The organism is Aeromonas lacus (assembly GCF_000764665.1).
Taxonomy (GTDB): Bacteria; Pseudomonadota; Gammaproteobacteria; order Enterobacterales; family Aeromonadaceae; genus Aeromonas; species Aeromonas lacus.
In genome coordinates, this window is record NZ_JRGM01000066.1 from 1 (window position 1) to 2,767 (window position 2,767).

Sequence of the window (2,767 nt, forward strand, 5' to 3'; positions counted from 1 at the left end):
CGGCTTGAAATTACTAGCCCTTTGATTCTGAGACACGTCTATCGATTCTGGCCGTTCATCAAGAGGCACTTCTAAACGCAATCAACCCCCTCAAAAGCCTCTCCACGGCCTCCAGCCTGCCCCGCAAATCGCGTTTCTCTGCAACGGTATTGCTGATGGCACTTTCAATCGCTGGATCCAATATGGAGAAGTCCACTCTTAATTGCTGGTACTCAGCGAGCATTGAATCACATTCCTGCAACCCCTTACGGTAGTGCTGTGCTCTCGCGATCAGTCCTTCCAGGACGGATTCATACGTTTCCGACTTACGCTCCTTACCCGATTCCGTTACAAGCGCACAAGGCCCAATAAATTCCTCTTTGAAATGCACTTCATCGAACTTGGGAGTCCTGATGAAATGAGAACAGCGCTTCCCATCATCAACATGCTTCCTTTTTAGAAGTCCCTGATTTACGAGCTTGATCAGATGCCGATAAATGAAGGTATAACGATAACGCCGCTGACGTATCTGCGATTCTGCTTTGTCACCAAAAATGGCATTTACAAATCCTATCGCAGTGAAGTCATCCATCTGCCATCGAATGAGTGCGGTGTAGCGCGCGGTTGGTAACCACACGGTCTGGGAGCTCATAAGTAATCCTGGGCCTCGAACGAAAACATTTAGTGGAAATCTAAACTCGGTTGCGGATTATAATCCGTGGTCGTTAGCCAGACAACCAGAGATAGTGCTCGCCAGCGAGAGGCGAGACATGCAAGAGCTAGCAAAAAAATTTGGTGATGCTGTACGTGATAGACGGCTTCAATTGGGCGTATCGCAAGATGCACTCGCATATGCGGCCGAAATTGATAGAAGCTACGTAGGACGAATTGAGCGTGGTGAGGTCAATGTCACCCTGGAAAAGGCTTATCGTCTTGCCAGGGTTATGGGGTGTGACATTCGCGATTTGCTGCCATAGATATATTTGCCAAATAATTATCTCTTAACCCAGATAAAACTAAATTTCCCTATAATTATTCACAGTGATGGCATAGCGAGTACCATCAGGCATATGAATGAGCAGACCTAAGGGCATCTGCGTGTGCGTGGCTTCATGCAGCGCAAGCTGCAAGCTCACAAGAACCATTCGAAACGAAAACGAGCTCCCGCCTTGTCTATCAACTGGTTGCAGTAGCTCCACCCAGCAGCAATAAATCCAGTTTTTCATCAGCTCCGGTCTGAGATTTTCAGCCTGTATCTCCATCCTCATTACCAGCTCTGCTGGTCTGCTGCATGTGTTATATTCGGCTCAAACATTGAGCTGAATGATGGGCGGGGTCGGCTCATTATTGAGACCTTAGCACGTTGGATGAGGAAATAATGGAACCATTTTGGATTTGGCAACAAGCCGACTGGCCCCATTTTCGTTGGCAGGATAGCGAGATATTGCCCAGATTACGGCATGCTCAACGCAGGCTGGGAATGCTAATAGGTAGTCATTCCAGATTGGGGAACTCCGACCAAACGTTGGATACGTTACTGGCTAACATCATCTCCTCATCCGCTATTGAGGGTGAGCGTCTCAATGCCCAATCCGTGCGTTCCTCCTTGGCTAGGCGGTTAGGGGGATCACAAACTCCGTCCTATCCCGTGTCAGATCGCTCAGAGGGGCTCGCGGCAATGATGCTGGATGCCATCGACAACCATGAACAACCACTGACAATTGAACGACTTTACCAATGGCATCGTTGGCTGTTCCCCGCCAACGAATGGTCGGTGCAGCCAGTGAACGTAGGGCAGTTGCGAGGAGATGAGCCGATGCAGGTTGTCTCTGGGCGTGTTGATCGCCCCATCGTGCATTTTGAGGCACCACCCAGAGCTGCCCTTGACGATCAACTGGCCGCGTTCGTCTTCTGGTTTAACCAGACTCGGCATGACCCCACGATGGATCCCCTTCTTCGTGCGGCAATTATCCATTTCTGGTTCGTGACCCTGCATCCCGTTGATGATGGTAATGGGCGGCTCACGCGGGCATTGACCGATCTCGCGCTGTCACAGACTGACAGCCACAGTATCCGACTCTATGCCATGTCAGTTGCAATTCTAGAACGGCGGGCAGACTACTATCGGGCATTGGGGTCAGCACAGAAGGGCTCGTTGGATATTACCTCCTGGATTTGTTGGTTCCTCGACACACTGGATTACTCCATAGAGCTGGCATTACAGGTTATTGATCGTTCTCTCGCCAAGACATTTTTCTGGTTGTGGCACTGTCATGACGATCTGAGTCCAGATCAAACCAAAGTGCTGAATCGTTTACTGGATGGCGGCGAACAGGGTTTTGAAAATGGCATCAGTGCCAGTCAATATCAAAAAGTCGCCGGAGTCAGTAAGCCCACGGCCACACGCCATCTGGCTGCATTGGTGGAAAAGGGATGTATTGAGAAATTACCTGGTGGCGGACGCAATACACGCTATCAGATCCGCTTGCACACCGAGGGAGTTTGAAAAAGTATCGCCATGGGGTGTTATTTTTATTTGGTAGATAAAATCTGCGATTAACGTACCGATGACGATCTTTAGTTAAATATTGACACCATGATGAGTGCCGTCAGGCATATGAACAAATAAACTCAACCGGCAGTCATGGCTCTCAACTGATTTTTTGAGCGACAACAAACTATCGAGAACATCGGGATCTATTGCAGGAACATCACCCGTCCCGAGATTTGAAAGCAATTTGGTCAGAGCGATACGGACTCTCAGCACTTCGGCAAGCTCCTTTGTGCT

4 protein-coding genes and 1 pseudogene are annotated in these 2,767 nt (G+C 49.3%); 3 read left to right on the forward strand and 2 right to left on the reverse strand.

Annotation, left to right across the window (positions count from 1 at the left end; all coding sequences use genetic code 11):
- Window positions 1-58 precede the first annotated feature (58 nt).
- Window positions 59-631, reverse strand: coding sequence for a hypothetical protein (locus tag LG31_RS0107560; RefSeq protein ID WP_033113877.1), 573 nt, complete (start codon window positions 629-631; stop codon window positions 59-61).
- A gap of 118 nt (window positions 632-749) precedes the next feature.
- Here LG31_RS0107560 and LG31_RS20345 point away from each other — a divergent pair, with 118 nt between their 5' ends.
- The 3 genes and pseudogenes from LG31_RS20345 to LG31_RS0107570 all read left to right on the forward strand — a co-directional run bounded on the left by LG31_RS20345 (window position 750) and on the right by LG31_RS0107570 (window position 2,485).
- A complete protein-coding gene (locus LG31_RS20345) occupies window positions 750-956 on the forward strand; it encodes a helix-turn-helix domain-containing protein (protein WP_005895552.1) in 207 nt (68 codons plus the stop codon).
- A gap of 401 nt (window positions 957-1,357) precedes the next feature.
- Window positions 1,358-1,591 (forward strand): annotated as a pseudogene (locus LG31_RS21600) (DUF4172 domain-containing protein); the annotation flags it as partial.
- A gap of 66 nt (window positions 1,592-1,657) precedes the next feature.
- Entirely contained in the window at window positions 1,658-2,485 is an 828-nt protein-coding gene (locus LG31_RS0107570; protein WP_238567493.1) for a Fic family protein, read from the forward strand.
- 75 nt (window positions 2,486-2,560) lie between these two features.
- On the opposite strand, the gene LG31_RS20350 is transcribed toward LG31_RS0107570, so the two are convergent.
- Window positions 2,561-2,767, reverse strand: a 207-nt coding sequence (locus tag LG31_RS20350) for a hypothetical protein (RefSeq protein WP_084059571.1), incomplete at its 5' end; no start/stop codon positions are given.